The organism is Pseudomonas sp. MIS38 (assembly GCF_019891575.1).
Classification (GTDB): Bacteria; Pseudomonadota; Gammaproteobacteria; order Pseudomonadales; family Pseudomonadaceae; genus Aquipseudomonas; species Aquipseudomonas putida_A.
Genome location: NZ_JAFLXF010000001.1, coordinates 394,943 through 414,531 on the forward strand (window position 1 = coordinate 394,943; position 19,589 = coordinate 414,531).

A 19,589-nucleotide genomic window follows, 5' to 3' on the forward strand; every position below is an offset into this window, starting at 1 on the left:
TGCGGCTAGTTGTAAAGCTATTCGCCGGATCCGGCAAGTCGTGCCCCAGCGGGGTTCGGCGCCCGCTGCCGGTGCGCCATCGGAGTGCGAAAAACAACCTGACTGTTCAGACCAGTAAGACCGAATAAACCCGGCAAACCCGCGGCCTGCCGGGGATAAATCCGGGTATTGGCACGGCCCGTGCTCTGTCCGATCGCAGAAATCACTTCCCGTCGATCCGGAGATTTGCCATGACCCTGCGTTACCGAGCCCTCCTCGCCGCTCTGTTTTCCAGCTTGATGCTGAGCCAGATCCCCGCCCACGCCGATGGCCTGGAAGATGTGGTCAAACGCGGCACACTGAAAGTTGCCGTGCCTCAGGACTTCCCGCCATTCGGCTCGGTCGGCCCGGACATGAAACCCCGTGGCCTGGATATCGACACGGCAAAACTGCTGGCCGAGCAACTCAAGGTCAAACTCGAGCTGACCCCGGTCAACAGCACCAACCGCATCCCGTTCCTCACCACCGGCAAGGTCGACCTGGTGATCTCCAGCCTCGGCAAGAACCCGGAGCGCGAGAAAGTCATCGACTTCTCCCACGCCTACGCGCCTTTCTACCTCGCGGTGTTCGGCCCGCCTGATGCCGCCGTCACTACGCTCGACGACCTCAAGGGCAAAACCATCAGCGTCACCCGTGGCGCCATCGAAGACATCGAGCTGACCAAGGTCGCCCCCGAAGGCGTGACCATCAAGCGCTTCGAGGACAATAACTCGACCATCGCCGCCTACCTCGCAGGGCAAGTCGATCTGATCGCCAGCGGCAACGTGGTGATGGTGGCGATCAGCGAGAAGAACCCGAAACGCGTGCCGGCGCTCAAAGTGAAGCTCAAGGATTCGCCGGTCTACGTCGGCGTGAACAAGAACGAGCCTGCGCTGCTGAGCAAGGTCAACGAGATCCTCGCCACCGCCAAGGCTGACGGCGCGCTGGAGAAAAACTCGCAGACCTGGCTCAAAGAGCCGCTGCCGGCCGACCTCTGATCGGTCGCGCGGGAGACAATCGATGGCTTATCAGTTCGATTTCATGCCGGTGGTGCAAAACACCGACCTGCTGCTGCGCGGCGCCCTGTTCACCCTGGAGCTGACGGCGATTGGCGCGCTGTTCGGGGTCGGCGTGGGCATCGTCGGCGCACTGGTGCGGGCGTGGAACATCCGCCCGTTCTCGGCACTCTTCGGCGTCTACGTCGAGTTGATCCGCAACACGCCATTTCTGGTGCAACTGTTCTTCATCTTCTTCGGCCTGCCCTCGCTCGGGGTGCAGATTTCCGAGTGGCAGGCGGCGGTGCTGGCGATGGTGATCAACCTCGGCGCGTATTCGACCGAGATCATCCGCGCCGGCATCCAGGCGATTCCGCGCGGACAACTGGAAGCCGCTGCCGCACTGGCGATGAGCCGTTTCGAAGCGTTCCGCCATGTGGTCCTGCTGCCGGCACTGGGCAAGGTCTGGCCGGCCCTGAGCAGCCAGATCATCATCGTCATGCTCGGTTCGGCGGTGTGTTCGCAGATCGCCACCGAGGAGCTGAGCTTCGCCGCCAACTTCATTCAGTCGCGCAACTTCCGCGCCTTTGAAACCTATGCGCTGACCACGCTGATCTACCTGTGCATGGCGCTGCTGATCCGCCAGTTGCTGAACTGGATCGGCCGCCGCTATATCGCGAGGAGCAGCCAATGAGCGACTTCACCTTCTGGGACATCCTGCGCAACCTGCTCACCGGCCTGCAATGGACGCTGGCGTTGTCGCTGGTGGCGTTCATTGGCGGCGGGATCGTCGGGCTGCTGATTCTGATCATGCGCATCTCGAAAAACCCGTTGCCGAGCAATATCGCCCGCACCTGGATCGAGCTGTTCCAGGGCACACCGCTGCTGATGCAGCTGTTTCTGGTGTTCTTCGGCGTGGCGCTGGCCGGGATCGAGATCTCGCCGTGGATGGCGGCGGCGATTGCCCTGACATTGTTCACCAGCGCCTATCTGGCGGAGATCTGGCGCGGTTGCGTCGAAGCGATCCCCAATGGCCAGTGGGAAGCCTCGTCGAGCCTGGCGCTGAATCCACTGGAGCAATTGCGTTACGTGATCCTGCCGCAGGCGCTGCGCATCGCCGTGGCGCCGACCGTGGGCTTCTCGGTGCAAGTGGTCAAAGGCACTGCGGTAACCTCGATCATCGGCTTCACCGAGCTGACCAAGACCGGCGGCATGCTCGCCAACGCCACTTTCGAACCGTTCATGGTCTACGGCCTCGTCGCCCTCGGCTACTTCCTGCTCTGCTACCCCTTGTCGCTCAGCGCGCGCTACCTGGAAAGGAGACTGCATGCCTCTGCTTAGAATTTCCGCCCTGCATAAATACTACGGCGATCACCACGTGCTCAAAGGCATCGACCTGAGCGTCGAGGAAGGCCAGGTGGTGGCGATCATCGGCCGCAGCGGCTCGGGCAAATCGACCCTGCTGCGCACCCTCAATGGTCTGGAGTCGATCAACGACGGGGTGATCGAAGTCGACGGCGAATACCTCGACGCCGCCCGCGCCGACCTGCGCAGCCTGCGGCAGAAAGTCGGCATGGTGTTCCAGCAGTTCAACCTGTTCCCGCACCTGACCGTCGGCGAGAACGTGATGCTCGCGCCGCAAGTGGTGCAGAAAGTACCGAAGGCCAAGGCGGCCGAACTGGCGCGCAAGATGCTCGAACGCGTCGGGCTGGGGGAGAAGTTCGACGCCTTCCCGGATCGGTTGTCCGGCGGACAGCAACAGCGCGTGGCGATTGCCCGGGCACTGGCGATGTCGCCGAAAGTGTTGCTGTGCGACGAGATCACCTCGGCGCTGGACCCGGAGCTGGTCAATGAAGTGCTCGCCGTGGTGCGCCAACTGGCCAAGGAAGGCATGACGCTGATCATGGTCACCCACGAAATGCGCTTTGCCCGGGAAGTCGGTGACAAACTGGTGTTCATGCACCATGGCAAGGTGCATGAAGTGGGGGATCCGAAGGTGTTGTTTGCCAATCCGCAGACGGCGGAGCTGGCGAATTTCATTGGTACGGTTGAAGCGACAGCCTGAAGGTTATTCAGGGACTTTAGCGGCCCCTTCGCGGGCAAGCCCGCTCCCACAGGGTTCTGCGGCGGAACATGATTGTGTGTTCGACACAAAAACCTGTGGGAGCGAGCCTGCTCGCGAATGGCCGCGCCGCGGTCTCAAGCTTTTATGCGCAGGATCAACGGTTTGAGCCATGCGCGTTGGCGTCAGCGTTTGATCGTGGCACGATGGCGGGGTTATCGACCGAGACCCCCTGACCATGCCGCAATCCAAAGCCAAGAATCTGTCCCTGATCGCCGCAATCGACCTGGGCTCCAACAGCTTCCACATGGTCGTGGCCAAGGCCCAGAACGGTGAGATCCGCATCCTGGAGCGCCTCGGAGAGAAAGTGCAGCTCGCCGCCGGTATCGACGATGAGCGCCATCTCAACGAAGAATCGATGCAGCGCGGCCTCGACTGCCTCAAGCGTTTTGCCCAACTGATCAACGGCATGCCACTGGGCGCCGTGCGGATCGTCGGCACCAACGCCCTGCGCGAAGCGCGCAATCGCCTGGAATTCATCCACCGCGCCGAAGAAATCCTCGGTCACCCGGTGGAAGTCATCTCCGGCCGTGAAGAAGCGCGGCTGATTTATCTGGGCGTTTCGCACACCCTCGCCGACACCCCGGGCAAGCGTCTGGTGGCCGACATCGGCGGCGGCAGTACTGAATTCATCATCGGGCAGCGTTTTGAACCGCTGCTGCGCGAAAGCCTGCAAATGGGCTGCGTCAGCTTCACTCAGCGTTATTTCAAGGACGGCAAGATCACCCCGGCCCGTTACGCCCAGGCGTACACCGCGGCGCGGCTGGAGATCATGAGCATCGAGCACGCCCTGCACCGCCTGACCTGGGATGAAGCCATCGGCTCCTCGGGCACCATCCGCGCCATCGGCCTGGCGCTGAAGGCCGGCGGGCATGGCACCGGCGAAGTGAATGCCGAAGGCCTGGCCTGGCTCAAACGTCGTCTGTTCAAACTGGGGGATGTCGACAAGATCGACTTCGAAGGCATCAAGCCTGACCGTCGGGCAATCTTCCCGGCTGGCCTGGCGATTCTCGAAGCGATCTTCGACGCCCTCGAACTGCAACGCATGGATCATTGCGAAGGCGCACTGCGTGAAGGCGTGCTCTACGACCTGCTCGGGCGCCATCATCACGAAGACGTGCGCGAGCGCACCCTGACTTCGCTGATGGAGCGCTATCACGTCGACCTGGAACAAGCGGCGCGGGTAGAACGCAAAGCCCTGCACGCCTTCGATCAGGTCGCCGCGGACTGGGAGCTGGATGACGGCATCTGGCGTGAACTGCTGGGCTGGGCGGCGAAAGTCCACGAAGTCGGCCTCGACATCGCGCACTATCACTACCACAAGCACGGCGCCTACCTGATCGAGCACTCGGACCTTGCCGGTTTCTCCCGCGAAGACCAGCAAATGCTCGCTCTGCTGGTGCGCGGCCACCGCCGCAACATCCCCAAGGACAAGTTCGCCGAGTTCGGTGACGACGGCGACAAGCTGATCCGCCTGTGCGTGCTGCTGCGCTTCGCGATCCTGTTCCACCACATCCGTGGCACCCAGGCGATGCCACAAGTGACGCTGCATGCCAAAGGCAACACCCTCGACGTGGAATTTCCGGAGAACTGGTTGGATGAAAACCAGCTGACTCAGGCGGACTTTGGCCTCGAAGCCGACTGGCTGACGCGGGTGGGGATTGTCCTCACTGTTCACTGAGTTAAATTTCAGGTGCAAAAAAGGCGATCCTTCTGGATCGCCTTTTTTATTGGGTTCGACTTGAGTGCGGGTGTGGACCTGCCCCTCACCCCAGCCCTCTCCCGAGGGAGAGGGAGCCGATCCGTGTTGTTTTCAAAGCCTGAGTTCGACTCGAAATCTCAGGTCGATGTACCTCGAACATCCAACTCGGTCAGTCCCCTCTCCCTCCGGGAGAGGGTTAGGGTGAGGGCGCTTTTAAGCTGTTAGCTGCTCACCGGCAGAATCGGGCTGCCCAGGCGTTCCAGCAACGTCGCCTGCGCGCTGCGCGGGTTCTGGTTGCCGGTTGGCGTGTTGCGGATGTAACGGCCATCCGACTGCAGGCTCCAGCTGTGGGTATTGTCGGTCAGGTACAGCTCCAGCTCTTTCTTCACGCGAGTCAGCAGCTTCTTGCCTTCCACCGGGAAGCAAGTCTCGACGCGCTTGTCGAGGTTGCGCTCCATCCAGTCGGCGCTGGAGAGGAACATCTGCTCCTCGCCGCCGTTGAGGAAGTAGAACACTCGGGTGTGTTCAAGGAAGCGACCGATGATCGAGCGCACATGGATGTTGTGCGAAACCCCGGCGATGCCCGGACGCAGGCAGCACATGCCACGCACCACCAGATCAATGCGCACGCCGGACTGGCTGGCCTTGTACAGCGCGCGGATGATCTTCGGATCGGTCAGCGAGTTGAACTTGGCGATGATGTGAGCCGGTTTGCCTTCGACGGCGAACTGGGTTTCCCGGGCAATCATGTCGAGCATGCCCTTCTTCAGGGTGAACGGCGCATGCAGCAGCTTCTTCATGCGCAGGGTTTTACCCATGCCGATCAACTGGCTGAACAGTTTGCCGACGTCTTCGCACAAGGCGTCGTCGGAGGTCAGCAGGCTGTAATCGGTGTACAGACGCGCATTGCCGGCGTGGTAGTTACCGGTGCCGAGGTGCGCGTAACGCACGATTTCACCGGCCTCGCGACGCAGGATCAGCATCATCTTGGCGTGGGTCTTGAAGCCGACCACGCCGTAAATCACCACAGCACCGGCCGCTTGCAGACGGCTGGCCAGTTGCAGGTTGGACTCTTCGTCAAAGCGTGCACGCAGTTCGATGACTGCGGTCACTTCCTTGCCGTTACGCGCGGCGTCCACCAGCGCATCGACGATTTCCGAGTTGGCGCCGGAGCGGTACAGGGTCTGGCGCACGGCCAGAACGTGCGGGTCCTTCGCCGCCTGGCGCAGCAGGTCGACCACCGGAGTGAACGACTCGAACGGGTGCAGCAGCAGGATGTCCTGCTTGCTCACCACACTGAAAATGTTCTCGCTGTTCTGCAGCAGTTTCGGGATCTGCGGGGTGAACGGCGTGTATTGCAGCTCCGGGTGGCTGTCCAGACCGGTGATGCTGAACAGACGGGTCAGGTTGACCGGGCCGTTGACCTGATACAGCTCGGTCTCGCTCAGGTTGAACTGCTTGAGCAGATAGTCCGAGAGGTGTTTCGGGCAGGTGTCGGCGACTTCCAGACGTACCGCATCACCGTAGCGCCGCGAGAACAGCTCGCCACGCAGGGCGCGCGCAAGGTCTTCGACATCTTCGGAGTCGAGCGCCAGGTCGGCGTTTCGGGTCAGGCGGAACTGGTAGCAGCCTTTTACCTTCATGCCTTGGAACAGGTCATCGGCGTGGGCGTGGATCATCGACGACAGGAACACATAGTTGTCGCCCGGGCCGCCGACTTCTTCCGGAACCTTGATGATCCGTGGCAGCAGGCGCGGTGCCGGGATAATCGCCAGACCGGAATCGCGACCGAAGGCGTCGATGCCTTCCAGTTCGACGATGAAGTTCAGGCTCTTGTTCACCAGCAACGGGAACGGGTGCGTCGGGTCGAGGCCGATCGGGGTGATGATCGGCGCGATCTCGTCGCGGAAGTAGCGGCGCACCCAGGTCTTGATCTTGGTCGTCCAGTGACGGCGACGTATGAAGCGCACCTGATGCTTTTCCAGCTCCGGCAGCAGGATGTCGTTGAGGATCGCGTACTGGCGGTCAACGTGACCGTGCACCAGCTCGCTGATCCGCGCCAGCGCCTGATGCGGTTGCAAACCGTCGGCACCGGCCTGTTCCCGGGCGAAGGTGATCTGCTTTTTCAGGCCGGCGACGCGGATTTCAAAGAATTCGTCGAGGTTGCTGGAGAAGATCAGCAGGAACTTCAGCCGCTCCAGCAACGGATAGGACTCGTCCAGCGCCTGTTCCAGCACGCGGATGTTGAACTGCAATTGCGAAAGCTCGCGATGGATATACAGGCTGCTGTCATCCAGGCCCGGGATCGCAATCACTGGCGCCGCCGCGACGGCTTCAGCGACCGGCGCGGGTGGCGCAGGCTCGAGTTCCGGCGGGGTTTCGGTGATTTGCTCCACCACCGGTTGAGCTTCTTTTACTGCAACTTCAGTGAGTCCTTCGGTATTCATCGAATGTTCCTGGGAGGGCTATTTCTGCTCTCGTAACAATTGAGCGGCGCGGACAGCAAAGTAAGTCAGGATGCCATCAGCGCCGGCACGTTTAAAGGCGGTCAGTGATTCAAGAATTACCGCCTCGCTCAACCAGCCATTCTGGATCGCCGCCATGTGCATGGCGTATTCGCCGCTAACCTGATAGACGAAGGTCGGCACTTTGAAGGCATCTTTTACCCGGAAAAGAATGTCCAGGTACGGCATGCCGGGTTTGACCATGACCATGTCCGCGCCTTCAGACAAGTCCGCGCCGACTTCGTGCAGCGCTTCGTCGCTGTTGGCCGGGTCCATCTGATAGGAGGCCTTGTTGGCCTTGCCCAGATTCGCCGCCGACCCCACGGCATCGCGGAACGGCCCGTAATAGGCGCTGGCGTACTTGGCCGAGTAGGCCATGATCCGCACGTTGACGTGACCGGCCAGCTCCAGCGCCTCGCGGATCGCCTGAATCCGACCGTCCATCATGTCCGACGGCGCCACGACCTGAGCGCCGGCTTCAGCGTGGGACAGAGCCTGCTTGACCAGTGCGTCGACGGTGATGTCGTTCTGCACGTAGCCTTCTTGATCGAGAATGCCGTCCTGCCCGTGGGTGGTGAACGGATCAAGGGCGACGTCAGTGATCACGCCCAATTCCGGGAAACGCGCACGCAACGCGCGCGTGGCGCGCTGGGCAATGCCCTCGGGGTTCCAGGCTTCGGCAGCATCAAGGGATTTCAGTTCGACAGGCGTGACCGGGAACAGCGCCAGCGCCGGGATCCCCAGTTCGACCCATTTCGCCGCTTCTTCAAGCAGCAGGTCGATGGTCAGACGTTCGACACCGGGCATCGAGGCCACGGCCTCGCGACGGTTTTCACCCTCAAGCACGAACACCGGCAGAATCAGGTCATCGACCGTCAGCACGTTTTCCCGCACCAGCCGACGCGAAAAATCATCACGACGATTGCGACGCAGGCGAGTGGCGGGAAACAGACGATTGGCAGGGGTAAAGCTCACGGCGGACTCCTGAGCCCGCGCAAACGGGCGAGCGTGACAGTTATAGACGGCCATTATGACCAACAGATTACAGTTGTGCGTACCCCGTGACATGTAGCCGCATTCCATTGTTGGCGTAGGAATTGTTCACGTCGAGACACATTTGGACACTTTCATGAATGTGTCCGAAGGGTTAGGCTGCGCGTTCATTTCGCCAGCACCCAGACAATGCTCCAACAATTTCTGCATGACTTTGGCTACTTTGCCTTGTTCCTCGGCACGTTCTTCGAAGGCGAAACCATCCTGGTGCTCGCAGGCTTCCTCGCGTTCCGTGGATACATGGACATCAACCTGGTGGTGGTCGTGGCGTTCTTCGGCAGCTATGCCGGCGATCAGCTGTGGTACTTCCTGGGGCGCAAGCACGGGCGCAAATTGCTCGCACGCAAACCGCGCTGGCAGATGATGGGCGACCGCGCGCTGGAACACATTCGCAAGCATCCGGACATCTGGGTTCTGAGCTTCCGCTTCGTTTACGGACTGCGCACGGTGATGCCGGTGGCGATCGGCCTGTCGGGTTATCCGCCGGGACGTTATCTGTTGCTCAACGGTATCGGCGCAGCGATCTGGGCCACCGCCCTGGCAGCCGCCGCCTACCACTTCGGCGCGGTGCTCGAAGGCATGCTCGGCAGCATCAAGAAGTACGAGCTGTGGGTGCTCGGCGCGCTGCTGATTCTTGGCGTTGGTCTGTGGCTGCGTCGCCGCTTCAAGAATGCGCGACTGGCAAAACAGGTTTACGCCGACGAGCAAGCCGCAAAAGCGGCACTGCTGAATCAAGCCGAAGTGGCCAAACCTGCCGAACCGAAGACGCCAGCCGAATAACGCGCTGGCGCCTGGCGTACAGCCTGCGCAAAGCCCGGGCTGGCCGGCTCTTTTAGTCATTTATCCCCTCTGCGCCAGCGGACTCCCGTTCGCCAGCGGCGTTCTCACGCGAAAAATCTCCTGCTCGTCACGAAGCAGGCAACCGCAAATAATGAACACCCCGCCGTTGTTGCGATCCATTTAGAAAGCGCTCCATGCAGGTGCCGCCGCCACTTCAGCCTATGGCAACGCGCGATAAATTAGTGGACATTTAGCGCCATGAATCTGGAGAGAAACCCATGAGCAAAAAAGTTGCAGTGATCCTGTCCGGCAGCGGCGTGTACGACGGCGCCGAAATCCATGAAAGCGTCATCACCCTGCTGCGCCTGGATCAACGCGGCGCACAGGTGCAATGCTTCGCGCCGAACATCGCGCAATTGCATGTGATCAATCACCTGACCGGTGAAGAAATGCCCGAGACGCGCAACGTGCTGGTCGAGTCAGCACGCATTGCCCGCGGCAACATCAAGGACATCCGCGAGGCCAACGTCGATGACTTCGACGCCCTGATCGTACCTGGCGGTTTTGGCGCCGCGAAAAACCTCTCGAACTTCGCCGTTGAAGGCGCCGGTTGCGCAGTACAGCCTGAGGTGCTGGCCTTGGCGGAAGCATTTGCCGAAGCGGGCAAACCGGTGGGCCTGATGTGCATCTCGCCGGCGCTGGCAGCGAAGATCTACGGCCCGGGCGTGACCTGCACCATCGGCAACGATGCCGACACTGCTACCGCGATGAACAAGATGGGCGCCAGCCACGAAGACTGCGCGGTGACCGACATCATTGAAGACAAGGCACGCAAACTGGTGACGACCCCGGCTTACATGCTGGCGCAGAACATCAGTGAGGCGGCTTCGGGGATCAACAAACTGGTGGACCGGGTGCTCGAACTCACCCACGAAAACGATGTTTGATCTCTGACTGCATGCAGAGCGAAATGTGGGAGCGGGCTTGCTCGCGAAAGCGGTGTGTCATTCAAATCAATGTTGTCTGATTCGACGCCTTCGCGAGCAAGCCCGCTCCCACAGGGGAATGGTGATTATTTCAAGGTTTGCGGGTCAGGCGGGTGAGGATGCGGTCCAGCGCATTGGCAAACGCCTGCTTCTCACGCTCGCCGAACGGTGCCGGGCCGCCGCTGATCTGGCCCTGCTCACGCAGGTCGGTGAACAGGTTGCGCACCGCCAGCCGCTCGCCCATGTTCTGCGCATCGAACTCCTTGCCGCGCGGGTCCAGCGCCGCCACGCCCTTCTTCACCAGACGATCGGCCAGCGGGATATCGCTGCAGATCACCAGCTCACCAGGCACGGCGTGCTCGACCAGATAATCGTCCGCCGCATCCGGACCGCTGGGCACCACGATCAGTTTGACGATGGCCAGCCCCGGCTTGGTCTGCGGCTGCCCGGCCACCAGCACCACTTCGAACTGGCGCTTGAGGGCGAACTTCACCACCAGATCCTTGGCGGCCCGGGGGCAAGCGTCGGCATCGATCCATACACGCATGATTTTTTCCTCTTCAAAAAAGCATCGCGGGCAAGCTCGCTCCCACAAGGTTAACGCTAAACCTGTGGGAGCGTGGCTTGCCCGCGAATGTGAGCGCAGCGAATGCTGTTAAGCAGTGACCCGCTTCTTCTCCGCGATCCGACTCCGCCCATACAGCACAACAATCGCCAGAATCGCCACGGCCTGAGCCGTCAGCGAATAGGCGTCGGCGTGAATCCCCAGCCAGTCGAATTCAAAGAACGCCACCGGTCGCGTGCCGAAGATCCCGGCTTCCTGCAGCGCTTTCACGCCATGCCCGGCGAACACCACCGACAAGGCACAGAGCAGACCGGCGTTGATGCTGAAGAACAGCGCCAGCGGCAGTTTTGCCGAGCCGCGCAGGATCACCCAGGCCAGACCGATCAGCAGCACCAGTGCGGTCGCACCACCGGCCAGCACCGCGTCATGCCCGGCGGGGCCGGCCTGCAGCCACAGGGTTTCGTAGAACAGGATCACTTCGAACAACTCGCGGTACACCGAGAAGAACGCAAGGATCGCGAAGCCGAAACGCCCGCCGCCGCCCACCAGACTCTGCTTGATGTAATCCTGCCAGGCCGCCGCGTGGCGCCGGTCGTGCATCCACACGCCGAGCCACAGCACCATGACGCTGGCGAACAGCGCCGTGGCGCCTTCGAGCAGTTCACGCTGCGAGCCGCTGACGTCGATCACGTACGCCGCTAGCGCCCAGGTGCCAAGACCGGCGAGCAGCGCCAGGCCCCAACCGATGTTGACGCTGCGCACCGCCGACTGCTGGCCGGTGTTGCGCAGGAACGCGAGGATCGCCGCCAGCACCAGAATCGCTTCGAGACCTTCGCGCAGCAGAATCAGCAGGCCGGAGATAAAGCTCAGCGACCAGCTCAGACCATCGCTGCCGAGCAGTTCAGCGGACTCTTTCAACTTGCCCTTGGCTACGTCCAGACGCTGTTCGGCCTGCGCCACCGGCAAGCCGTCCTGCAACGACTGACGGTAGGCCATCAGCGATTTTTCGGTGTCCTTGCGCACGTTGGCATCAACGTTGTCCAGCGAGCTTTCGACCAGCTCGAAACCTTCCAGATACGCCGCCACCGACAGGTCATAGGCCTGATCGTGATCACCGGCGCGATACGCCGCCAGACTCTTGTCCAGCGTGGCGGCGGTGTAGTCGAGCAACTGCGCCGGGCCACGCTTGACCTGCGGCGGCTGCGCGCGTTGGGCACGGAAGCTTGCGGCGACCTGCGGGCCTTCGGCAGCCTGCACTTCGGCCGGCGTCTGGCGCGCCAGATCGGCGATGTTGAAGGTCTTGTCGGACTTGGCCGCGGCCGGGTCGGCACTGAAAGCGGCAATGTAGGTCGCCAGATCCCAACGCTGACGGTCGTCCAGTTGATCGGCGAACGCCGGCATGTCGGTACCTTCGACGCCTTGGCCGAGGGTGCTGTAGATCGCGTACAGGCTCAGGTGATCGATGCGTGCGGCATCGCGCAGATTGGCTGGCGGCGGCGTCATGCCGAGCCCCGCCGGGCCGTCGCCGGCACCGCTGGCGCCGTGACACACCGAGCAGTTTTGCGCATAGAGCGGCGCGCCCCGGGTCGGATCGGGAGTGATGATCGGCGCTTGGCTGACTTCATATGCCACCGCCAGTTTCGCCCCCAGTTGTCGGGCCTGACGCGCGACGTCGGCGCCGTCCTGTTTCGCGGTGATGGCGGCGTGCAGAGCCTCGACACCCTGCTCCAGCGCAGCCTTCTCCGGTTTGGCCGGCAGACCGCCGATCAGCCCTTGCAGCACCTGGGTGAATTCCAGTTGCTCGCGGTATTCGCCGTCGTCGATGACCTTGCCCGCCTCGACCGTCGGCGGGTAGTCGGCGCTGATGTAATCGAGCAGGTGCAGCGCCTGCGGGGCGCCTTCCACGGTGTCGGCCAGCAGGTTGAAACTGCTCAGGGCAAACAGCGGGAACACCAGCCAGGCCAGGAATCGGGACGCGGCAGTCATGAATGAGTCTCAAATGGAAATGCGAAGTTACATATTGTTCACTTCGAACGCCTTTCACTCAAGCTTTGTCGACGTCTCGTGGCGTTTTAACGCAGCGCTGCGGTGGTGTTGCGGTAGTGCTCAAGCATGAATTCGACGAACACCTGCACCTTCAGCGCGACGTGCCGGGCATGCGGATAGAGCGCGTAATAGTGGCGCCGCCCAAGGCTGTAGTTGGGCAGGATTTGCACCAGCCGACCGCTGAGCAGATCGTCCTGCACTGTGGCCCGGGTGAACGCGGCGATGCCAACCCCAGCCAACGCGGCGGCGTGCAGCGAACTGATCGAATCGGCCTTGAACCGGCCCTGCACGCGCACGCTGGTGGTAAGTCCACGCGTATCGGTCAGCACCCAGTCGCTGCCACCGGCAAACGCCAGCAACTGCTGCTCGGCGAGTTCGCGCACCTGTCGCACCAGACCATTGCGCGCCACATACACAGGCGAAGCCACCAGCAACATGTCCGAGACAGTCAGCAACCGCGCCACCATGGATGAATCGGCCAACGGCCCGCAGATGCGCAGGGCCACATCGAAACCCTCGGCGATCAGATCGACGAAACGGTCATCGCAGGACAGGTCCACTTCAATCTCGGGATAGCGCTGCTGAAACGCCGGCAACCAGCTCGCCAGTTCCAGCGTACCGATGACCATCGGCGCGCTGATGCGCAGCACACCGCTGGGGCTTTCATGTGCCTGCCCCACCGCCAGTGCGGCTTGATCGAGGCGATCGAGAATGTCCACGCACGCCGCGTAATACTGCTGCCCCGCCGTGGTCAGGCTGAAACCTCGGGTGTTGCGATTGATCAGCCGCGTGCCCAGCTCGCGTTCCAGCTGCTGCAACTGCCGGGAGATGGTCGAGTGAGTGGTGTCGAGGCGCTCGGCAGCGGCGCTGAACCCGCGACACTCGACGATGCAACGAAACGCGCGCATGGCTTGCAGTTGATTCATTAAAGCCCCGGATCTGTTGAGCGCTGAGCGCGCAAGCCTAGCGCAATCCTTGTCCACCCGGCAGCAGCAAAGCGCCCCTATAATGCGTCACCTCCGTGCTTTTGCCGTTCAAGGAAGAACCCGTCTCCATGCGCCATTGCCTGCCGCTCTACCTGCTGCTTAGCCTCATCATGCAACTGAGCGGGTGCGCCGCTTACCGCAATTACGATCAGGAAATGCAGCAGACCATCGATCAGATGGCGCAGGGCAATCTCAACGAAGCACTTTATCTGATGGAGCTGCACAATCCTTGGGAAGACAAGGATCTGCTGTATTTCATGGAACGCGGCGCGATTCTCAGCGCCGGCACCAACCTGCCAAAAAGCCAGGAAGCGTGGCGCAGTGCTGACCGGATGATTTTTCAGCGCGAAGAAGCCGTGCCCTCCGCAGGCATGAAGTTGCTGACCCGTTTCGGTAATGAAATGGGCACCATGCTGGTCAATGACAAGCTGCAGCGTTACGAAGGCTACGACTACGAAAAAGTCATGCTGACCACCGAAATGGCCCTCAACCAACTGGCGGAAAACGATTTCGACGGGGCCCGCGCCGACATCAAGAAAACCCACGAGCGCGAAACCCTGATCGCCCGCCAGCGGGAGCGGCAATACGAAGAAGCGCAAGAGCAAGCTACGCAACAGGGCATCACCTTGCACTACAAGGATCTGGAAGGCTATCCGGTGGCCATCCTCGATGCCCCGCAAGTGCTTGAGCTGAAGAACGGCTACCAGAGTGCATTCAGCCATTATCTGGCCGGCTTCACTTATGAAGCGCTGGGCGAACGCGCGCTCGCAGCGCCGGGGTATCGACAGGCGATCGAATTGCGCCCGGGCGTGCCGCTGCTCGAAAACGCTTTGCGCAACCTGGACAAACCCGGACCGGCAGCCGATGAAAGCGAGATTCTGATCGTGGTCCAGGCCGGTTTCGCCCCGGCACGCAGTTCGGTGCAAGTGCCGATCCCGGTGCGGCTGAACGAAAACCTGACGATTGTTGCACCGATCTCGTTCCCGGTGATGGTGCCCGACACCCTCACACCTGGCGTGACCCAGATCCTCGTCGACGGTAAAAAGCACCCATTGACCATGATTAACAGCGTGTCGGACATGGCCATCCGCACCTTGCGCGATGACATGCCGGCGATCATCTCTCGCGCCATGTTCCGCGCCAACATGGCCGCCATCAGCCAGGCGCAAAAGAACGAGCGCGATCCGTCCAAGGCGTCGTTGGTGGTGACCGATCCTGATCCTTTTGAAGAGGCTGACACTAGAACCTGGCGCACGCTGCCGGACAAAACCCTGGTCGCCCGTCTGCGCCTGAAAAAAGGCCTGCACCGCGTGCGTTTTCCGTATTTTCGTGCAGAAGACGGATTCACGGTACGCGTCGACCGCAGCCATCAAGTGTTCAACCTGCGGGTATTCATGGGCCAGAACTATTACATCGGATCGGCATTGGTCCTGCCCGAAACGCCATGAACGAAAGGTGTCAGATAATGCAGAGGAGTAATGGCACCAAACTAACAAGTGCGATTAAAAAGCTATTACATGGCCAGCATCGCCCGCTTATAATGCCGCGCCCGCGCTATAGCAACGCGGCATAAAAGCTCCTCTGGTTATGAGGAATTGGCAGGAGGCCAGCGCCACTGTCGATGGGTCACACCAGCCCGACCAGCACCGGCGGCTGATGCAGTTTCTAGCTCAGGGAAGAAGTACCCCCATGGCATTGCGCACTCCCACCTTGATCGCGCTCAGCGCTGTCACCCTGCTGTCCGGCTGTTCGGCGTTTCGCAACTACGATTCGGAACTGGCCCAGACCAACCAGCAACTGGCCACCGGCAACGTCGATGCCGCGCTGACCCTGCTGGAAAAAAACAACACCGGCCCCGACAAAGACCTGCTCTATTACTTCGAGAAAGGTGAGTTGCTGCGCGCCAAGGGCGACCTGTCCGGCAGCCAGAACGCCTGGACCAGCGCCGATCAGGTGGTTGGCCAGTGGGAAGATTCGGTCAAGCTCGACACCGGTAAATACCTGGCTCAGTTCGGCAGCTTCCTGGTCAACGACAAGGTGCGTCGCTACGAAGGCTACGACTACGAAAAAGTCATGCTGACCACACAGATGGCCCTCAACCTGCTGGCGGTCAATGACTTCGACGGTGCCCGCACCGCGATCAAGAAAACTCACGAACGTGAAGCGGTGATCGCCGACCTGCGCGACAAGGAATACCTCAAGAGTGAGGAAGAGGCCGAGAAAGAAGGCATCAAGACTCAGTACAAGGATCTGCAAGGCTACCCGGTCGCCAGCCTCGACGCGCCAGAAGTGGTCAGCCTGAAAAACAGCTACCAGAGTGCGTTCAGCCATTACCTGGCCGGTTTCGTCTACGAAGCCCTGGGCGAGAAAGACCTGGCTGCGCCGGGCTACCGCAAGGCGGCCGAACTGCGCCCGAACACCCCGCTGCTGGAGCAGGCGCTGGTCAACCTCGACAAGCCGAGCAAGTCCGACGATAGCGACATCCTGATCGTCGTGCAAAGCGGTCTGGCACCCTCGCGTGATTCGATCCGCGTGCCGCTGCCATTGCCGATCTCCAACAACGTGGTGATCACCCCGCTGTCGTTCCCGATCATCAAGCCTGACACCTCTACCGCACCATTCACGCAGATTGGCGTCGATGGCCAGCAAGTCAACCTGACCGCCCTCAACAGCACCACCGCCATGTCCCGTCGCGCCCTGCGCGATGACATGCCGGGGATCATTGTGCGCACCACCGTGCGCGCAATCACCAAAGGTGTGGCGCAGAAGAAGATCAATGAAACCAACCCGCTGGCCGGTCTGGCCGTGGGTATTTCTTCAGCTGTGCTGGAAGGTGCCGATACCCGTACGTGGCGCACCCTGCCGGACAACACCCAAGTGGTGCGTCTGCGCTTGAAGAAAGGCGAGCATCAAGTCAGTCTGCCGAGCGCTGTCGGCGGCTCGCTGGTCAAGGTCACCGTCGATCAGCGTTATCAAGTGATCAGCCTGCGTGCCGTGGGCAATCAGGTATTTGCCGGTGGCGTCGCCGCCCACGTCATTCCGAGCGCCGGCGCGACCAACGTCGCCAGCCTCAAACAACCTTAAGAACGGAGTCTTTGCATGCGCTTCAAACTCTTCGCCGTTGCCGCCCTCGCCGTGCTGGCCAGCGGCTGCGCCACCCCGCCACCTCCTGAGCCGGGCAGCGCCGCGAGCAAGGTCGTGGCCATGGGTCCGCAGAAACACATCGCGGTCGGCGCCATGCGCGTCGCCCGAGAGAACGGCTTCATGACCGTCAATGTGCAGTTGACCAACACCCTCAACAGCAACAAGACGTTCTACTACCGTTTCGCCTGGCTGGGCCCGGAAGGTTTCCCGATCGCCGAAGAAGAAGTCTGGAAAAGCCAGATGATGTACGGCGCTCAGACCAGCTTCATCCAGGGCATCGCCCCGACCCCGAAAGCCGTGGATTTCCGTCTCGAACTCAAGACGCCTTAAGTCCGCCACCCTATTCCTGTTTTAGAGAGCATTCCCATGTTTGCACGCTTTTCCTTGATCGCCGTCCTCGCCCTGCTGGCTTCCGGTTGCGCCAACACCTCGCCGACCCTGGGCAGCAAGAACATCAGCTACGGCGACACCAAAGCGGTTGAAACCGTGACCAACGAATTCGGCTCGACCGACCTGCAAATGATCGCCGAATCGATGACCCGCTCGCTGGCCCAGTCCGGCATCCTGCAGGGCCGCCCGGTGGTGCAGGTCTACGACGTGAAGAACAAGACCAGCGAGTACATCGATACCCGCGAAATCACCACCAGCATCAAGACTCAGTTGATGAAGTCCGGCACCGCCCGCTTCGCCAGCGACAACACCGCGATGCAGAGCCAGGTCGACCAGCTCAAGCTGCAGAACCAGAGCGGCCTGTACAAGAAGAGCACCGTGGCCAAGACCGGCAACATGATCGCCGCCAAATACCGTCTGGAAGGCTCGATCAGCTCGATCGTCAAGCGCAGCAGCGACTACAAGGACGTCTTCTACAAATTCAGCCTGCAACTGATCGACGTCGAAAGCGGTCTGGCCGAGTGGATGGACGAAAAAGAGATCCGCAAAACCACGGAGCGTTAATTGATGCGCGCATGGATTGGCATGATGGCCCTGGCTTGCGCGTTCAGCGTGCAAGCGGCCCCGAAAGTCGCGGTAACGGATCTGGCGTATCAGGAACGGGTGGAGCAGTACATCCACATCGTTTCGGCGCAGAACAATTACCGCGAGGGTTACTACAGCTCCAGTGGTTCGTCGAACTACAACGAGCTGGAAGCGACCACCAGCTACATCGAACAAGGTGAGCTGCGTAAATTCACCGGCGACATCAAGGGCGAGATCCTCCGCACCGGCATGTTCCAGCTGGTGCAGGGCACGCCGTACACCGCGTCGTCCAAGGGTGACGTCTACGACGTGATCAAGCGCATCAAGGCCGGCAACTTCAAGGGTGCCGACTACGTGCTGTTCGGCACCGTGTCGGACATCGACTTCACCCAGGACATGAACGAGCTGGCGCACACCGACAGTTATTCGGCGGTGCTGGGCCTGACGCTGGTGGCGGATTTCAGCCTGATCAACACCAAGACCTACGAGATCACCTCGGCCTTCACGGCAATGGGCGAAGCGCAGGACACCAAACTGGTGAACGGCCGCGACATCAAGATCTCGCTGAATCGCCCTCGCGTGGTACGTGAAGTTTCGAAAGCGCTGGGTGAGGACGTGGCCGGGCAACTGAGCATGCAGCTCGGTGGCGGCGGTTACGAGCAGCCGCGTGAGGCGCAGCAGCGCAACAATCTGCCGCGTGATACCGCGCCGGTGATTTTGCACTGACCGGCTGAGTGAATAACTCTGTGGTGAGGGGATTCATCCCCGATGGACTGCGCAGCAGGCCCCTTCTTGTCAGGTCAAGAGCGGGGCCGCTTCGCGCCCCATCGGGGATGAATCCCCTCGCTACAGCGGAGTTCACTGGAGAAATCAGTAGGAATAAAAAGGCGACCTCAAGAGGTCGCCTTTTTTCTGCCTGCGGGTTTTACACCGCCGCTTTACGCAACGTCGCCATGAACGCCGCCGCACCGATGAACAGCCCGGCAAAGGTGCGGTTCATGCGTTTCTGCTGCTGCGGTGTACGCAACAGGCGCAGCACCTTGGACGCCAGCCCGGTGTAACCGGCCATGACAATCAGATCCACGCAGATCATGGTCGCACCGATCACCACATACTGAATCAGCAGCGGTGCGTGGGGATTGATGAACTGCGGCAACACCGCGAGCATGAACACCAGCGCCTTGGGGTTACTGATGTTCACCAGAAACCCACGGAACACCAGCGCCAGCGGCTTGCCGATCGGCCGTACCGCCGCGTCATCGCTCATGTCCATCGGCAGCGCACGCCACTGCTTGATCGCCAGATAGACCAGATACGCCACACCGAACCATTTGATCGCGTGGAATGCGGTGGCCGATGCGGTGAGGATCGCGCCGACACCGGCGCCGACAATCGCGATCTGCACCGCCAGGCCGATCTGCAGGCCGAGGGCGTTCCAGTAACCGCGCCAGAAACCGTATTGCAGACCGCTGGACATCGACGCAATGGCGCCCGCGCCCGGGGACAGACTGATCACCCAGCAGGCGGCAAAGAATGCCAGCCATGTTTGAAGCTCCATCGCACACCTCGACTCATGCTCGTGACAAGACGTCAAAGCTAATGCGCTTTGGCGCGGATGACTACCGATTTTTGCTGGAGGGTTCGGGCGCGGCTGATGGCCTCTTCGCGAGCAAGCCCGCTCCCACATTGGATTTGTGTCGATCACAGATCCAA

18 protein-coding genes are annotated in these 19,589 nt (G+C 61.2%); 12 read left to right on the top strand and 6 right to left on the bottom strand.

Annotated elements, in window-relative coordinates; genetic code table 11:
• Nucleotides 1-230 precede the first annotated feature (230 nt).
• From J1G18_RS01770 to ppx, 5 genes are all read left to right on the top strand, one after another.
• Complete coding sequence (locus tag J1G18_RS01770; RefSeq protein ID WP_103368182.1) at nt 231-1,016, top strand: transporter substrate-binding domain-containing protein; 786 nt, start codon at nt 231-233, stop codon at nt 1,014-1,016.
• A gap of 22 nt (nt 1,017-1,038) precedes the next feature.
• Nucleotides 1,039-1,707, top strand: a complete 669-nt coding sequence (locus tag J1G18_RS01775; RefSeq protein ID WP_027610474.1) for an amino acid ABC transporter permease — start codon at nt 1,039-1,041, stop codon at nt 1,705-1,707.
• The gene (locus tag J1G18_RS01780) at nt 1,704-2,354 is read left to right on the top strand and encodes an amino acid ABC transporter permease (RefSeq protein WP_095137639.1); all 651 of its coding nucleotides are present in this window, start codon (nt 1,704-1,706) and stop codon (nt 2,352-2,354) included. Before J1G18_RS01775 ends, J1G18_RS01780 begins: the two co-directional genes overlap by 4 nt.
• Nucleotides 2,341-3,078 carry an amino acid ABC transporter ATP-binding protein gene (locus tag J1G18_RS01785; protein ID WP_095137640.1) on the top strand — a complete coding sequence of 246 codons (738 nt, stop codon included), beginning with the start codon at nt 2,341-2,343 and terminating at the stop codon, nt 3,076-3,078. The genes J1G18_RS01780 and J1G18_RS01785 overlap by 14 nt, the downstream gene beginning before the upstream one ends.
• 235 nt (nt 3,079-3,313) lie before the next feature.
• Nucleotides 3,314-4,816 carry an exopolyphosphatase gene (ppx, locus tag J1G18_RS01790; protein ID WP_027610472.1) on the top strand — a complete coding sequence of 501 codons (1,503 nt, stop codon included), beginning with the start codon at nt 3,314-3,316 and terminating at the stop codon, nt 4,814-4,816.
• A gap of 242 nt (nt 4,817-5,058) precedes the next feature.
• Here the strand turns inward: ppx and ppk1 are convergent, their stop codons facing one another.
• Nucleotides 5,059-7,284, bottom strand: coding sequence for a polyphosphate kinase 1 (gene ppk1, locus J1G18_RS01795; protein WP_123585821.1), 2,226 nt, complete (start codon nt 7,282-7,284; stop codon nt 5,059-5,061).
• Nucleotides 7,285-7,302: 18 nt separating this feature from the next.
• Complete coding sequence (gene hemB, locus J1G18_RS01800; RefSeq protein WP_223007004.1) at nt 7,303-8,316, bottom strand: porphobilinogen synthase; 1,014 nt, start codon at nt 8,314-8,316, stop codon at nt 7,303-7,305.
• A 207-nt stretch (nt 8,317-8,523) separates the two neighbouring features.
• Here hemB and J1G18_RS01805 point away from each other — a divergent pair, with 207 nt between their 5' ends.
• Together J1G18_RS01805 and elbB are read left to right on the top strand one after the other, a co-directional pair.
• Nucleotides 8,524-9,174: a DedA family protein gene (locus tag J1G18_RS01805; RefSeq protein ID WP_027610469.1), complete on the top strand. Its 651-nt coding sequence runs from the start codon at nt 8,524-8,526 to the stop codon at nt 9,172-9,174.
• A gap of 278 nt (nt 9,175-9,452) precedes the next feature.
• Entirely contained in the window at nt 9,453-10,121 is a 669-nt protein-coding gene (gene elbB, locus J1G18_RS01810; RefSeq protein ID WP_134784935.1) for an isoprenoid biosynthesis glyoxalase ElbB, read from the top strand.
• Between the two features lie 130 nt (nt 10,122-10,251).
• On the opposite strand, the gene J1G18_RS01815 is transcribed toward elbB, so the two are convergent.
• From J1G18_RS01815 to J1G18_RS01825, 3 genes are all read right to left on the bottom strand, one after another.
• Nucleotides 10,252-10,707 carry a YaiI/YqxD family protein gene (locus J1G18_RS01815; RefSeq protein WP_098966204.1) on the bottom strand — a complete coding sequence of 152 codons (456 nt, stop codon included), beginning with the start codon at nt 10,705-10,707 and terminating at the stop codon, nt 10,252-10,254.
• Between the two features lie 108 nt (nt 10,708-10,815).
• On the bottom strand, nt 10,816-12,711 hold the full coding sequence (locus J1G18_RS01820) for an FTR1 family protein (protein ID WP_223007005.1): 1,896 nt from the start codon (nt 12,709-12,711) through the stop codon (nt 10,816-10,818).
• Nucleotides 12,712-12,797: 86 nt separating this feature from the next.
• Nucleotides 12,798-13,697 carry a LysR family transcriptional regulator gene (locus J1G18_RS01825; RefSeq protein WP_223007006.1) on the bottom strand — a complete coding sequence of 300 codons (900 nt, stop codon included), beginning with the start codon at nt 13,695-13,697 and terminating at the stop codon, nt 12,798-12,800.
• A gap of 128 nt (nt 13,698-13,825) precedes the next feature.
• On the opposite strand from J1G18_RS01825, the gene J1G18_RS01830 reads away from it, so the two are divergent.
• The 5 genes from J1G18_RS01830 to J1G18_RS01850 all read left to right on the top strand — a co-directional run bounded on the left by J1G18_RS01830 (nt 13,826) and on the right by J1G18_RS01850 (nt 18,602).
• Complete coding sequence (locus J1G18_RS01830) at nt 13,826-15,205, top strand: COG3014 family protein (RefSeq protein ID WP_134784938.1); 1,380 nt, start codon at nt 13,826-13,828, stop codon at nt 15,203-15,205.
• A 241-nt stretch (nt 15,206-15,446) separates the two neighbouring features.
• Complete coding sequence (locus tag J1G18_RS01835) at nt 15,447-16,841, top strand: COG3014 family protein (RefSeq protein ID WP_223007007.1); 1,395 nt, start codon at nt 15,447-15,449, stop codon at nt 16,839-16,841.
• 15 nt (nt 16,842-16,856) lie between these two features.
• Complete coding sequence (locus tag J1G18_RS01840) at nt 16,857-17,231, top strand: YcfL family protein (protein WP_065258120.1); 375 nt, start codon at nt 16,857-16,859, stop codon at nt 17,229-17,231.
• 36 nt (nt 17,232-17,267) lie between these two features.
• On the top strand, nt 17,268-17,855 hold the full coding sequence (gene lpoB, locus J1G18_RS01845; protein ID WP_003229365.1) for a penicillin-binding protein activator LpoB: 588 nt from the start codon (nt 17,268-17,270) through the stop codon (nt 17,853-17,855).
• A gap of 3 nt (nt 17,856-17,858) precedes the next feature.
• On the top strand, nt 17,859-18,602 hold the full coding sequence (locus tag J1G18_RS01850) for a hypothetical protein (protein ID WP_027610462.1): 744 nt from the start codon (nt 17,859-17,861) through the stop codon (nt 18,600-18,602).
• Between the two features lie 199 nt (nt 18,603-18,801).
• Here the strand turns inward: J1G18_RS01850 and J1G18_RS01855 are convergent, their stop codons facing one another.
• Nucleotides 18,802-19,434, bottom strand: coding sequence for a LysE family transporter (locus J1G18_RS01855; protein ID WP_027610461.1), 633 nt, complete (start codon nt 19,432-19,434; stop codon nt 18,802-18,804).
• Nucleotides 19,435-19,589 lie beyond the last annotated feature (155 nt).

What these genes read in the sequence shown, in the direction of transcription:
- J1G18_RS01770 (WP_103368182.1), top strand. Translation starts at nt 231, where the DNA reads ATGACCCTGCGTTACCGAGCCCTCCTCGCCGCTCTGTTTTCCAGCTTG.
- J1G18_RS01775 (WP_027610474.1), top strand. Translation starts at nt 1,039, where the DNA reads ATGGCTTATCAGTTCGATTTCATGCCGGTGGTGCAAAACACCGACCTG.
- J1G18_RS01780 (WP_095137639.1), top strand. Translation starts at nt 1,704, where the DNA reads ATGAGCGACTTCACCTTCTGGGACATCCTGCGCAACCTGCTCACCGGC.
- J1G18_RS01785 (WP_095137640.1), top strand. Translation starts at nt 2,341, where the DNA reads ATGCCTCTGCTTAGAATTTCCGCCCTGCATAAATACTACGGCGATCAC.
- ppx (WP_027610472.1), top strand. Translation starts at nt 3,314, where the DNA reads ATGCCGCAATCCAAAGCCAAGAATCTGTCCCTGATCGCCGCAATCGAC.
- ppk1 (WP_123585821.1), bottom strand. Translation starts at nt 7,284, where the DNA reads ATGAATACCGAAGGACTCACTGAAGTTGCAGTAAAAGAAGCTCAACCG.
- J1G18_RS01805 (WP_027610469.1), top strand. Translation starts at nt 8,524, where the DNA reads ATGCTCCAACAATTTCTGCATGACTTTGGCTACTTTGCCTTGTTCCTC.
- elbB (WP_134784935.1), top strand. Translation starts at nt 9,453, where the DNA reads ATGAGCAAAAAAGTTGCAGTGATCCTGTCCGGCAGCGGCGTGTACGAC.
- J1G18_RS01815 (WP_098966204.1), bottom strand. Translation starts at nt 10,707, where the DNA reads ATGCGTGTATGGATCGATGCCGACGCTTGCCCCCGGGCCGCCAAGGAT.
- J1G18_RS01820 (WP_223007005.1), bottom strand. Translation starts at nt 12,711, where the DNA reads ATGACTGCCGCGTCCCGATTCCTGGCCTGGCTGGTGTTCCCGCTGTTT.
- J1G18_RS01825 (WP_223007006.1), bottom strand. Translation starts at nt 13,697, where the DNA reads ATGAATCAACTGCAAGCCATGCGCGCGTTTCGTTGCATCGTCGAGTGT.
- J1G18_RS01830 (WP_134784938.1), top strand. Translation starts at nt 13,826, where the DNA reads ATGCGCCATTGCCTGCCGCTCTACCTGCTGCTTAGCCTCATCATGCAA.
- J1G18_RS01835 (WP_223007007.1), top strand. Translation starts at nt 15,447, where the DNA reads ATGGCATTGCGCACTCCCACCTTGATCGCGCTCAGCGCTGTCACCCTG.
- J1G18_RS01840 (WP_065258120.1), top strand. Translation starts at nt 16,857, where the DNA reads ATGCGCTTCAAACTCTTCGCCGTTGCCGCCCTCGCCGTGCTGGCCAGC.
- lpoB (WP_003229365.1), top strand. Translation starts at nt 17,268, where the DNA reads ATGTTTGCACGCTTTTCCTTGATCGCCGTCCTCGCCCTGCTGGCTTCC.
- J1G18_RS01850 (WP_027610462.1), top strand. Translation starts at nt 17,859, where the DNA reads ATGCGCGCATGGATTGGCATGATGGCCCTGGCTTGCGCGTTCAGCGTG.
- J1G18_RS01855 (WP_027610461.1), bottom strand. Translation starts at nt 19,434, where the DNA reads ATGGAGCTTCAAACATGGCTGGCATTCTTTGCCGCCTGCTGGGTGATC.